This is a genomic window from Methylophaga sp. SB9B, from assembly GCF_004832235.1.
GTDB lineage: Bacteria > Pseudomonadota > Gammaproteobacteria > Nitrosococcales > Methylophagaceae > Methylophaga > Methylophaga muralis.
In genome coordinates this window covers 1-253 of sequence record NZ_SSXS01000092.1, presented here as the reverse complement: position 1 = coordinate 253, position 253 = coordinate 1, and the positions used below count along the sequence as shown (strand labels likewise).

The 253-nt window shown below is 50.6% G+C and carries 1 protein-coding gene; it reads left to right on the top strand.

Features of this window, described 5'->3' with window-relative positions; genetic code table 11:
* Nucleotides 1–40: 40 nt before the first annotated feature.
* Nucleotides 41–253, top strand: a 213-nt coding sequence (locus E8Q33_RS15285) for a DNA-binding transcriptional regulator (protein ID WP_136555730.1), incomplete at its 3' end; no start/stop codon positions are given.

Below are 253 nucleotides of genomic sequence, written 5' to 3'. Positions count from 1 at the left end.
ATCCCCGCACATATCCTGAAATCCATTCGAAAGGTAGAAAATGAGTAACGAAACCTTGAGCGCGGAAGAGCTTGGTAACAAGCTACTTCAATCAGTCAAAGAAATGAAAGAGGGCAAAGCCGCGCGGGTCAGTCGTGTTGAGCCCAATGAAGTGGCAGAGGCGCGTAGTAAAACGGGCCTGACACAGTTAGAGTTTGCAGAAGTGCTTCATATTTCCCCACGGACTTTGCAGGAATGGGAGCAGGGGCGGCGT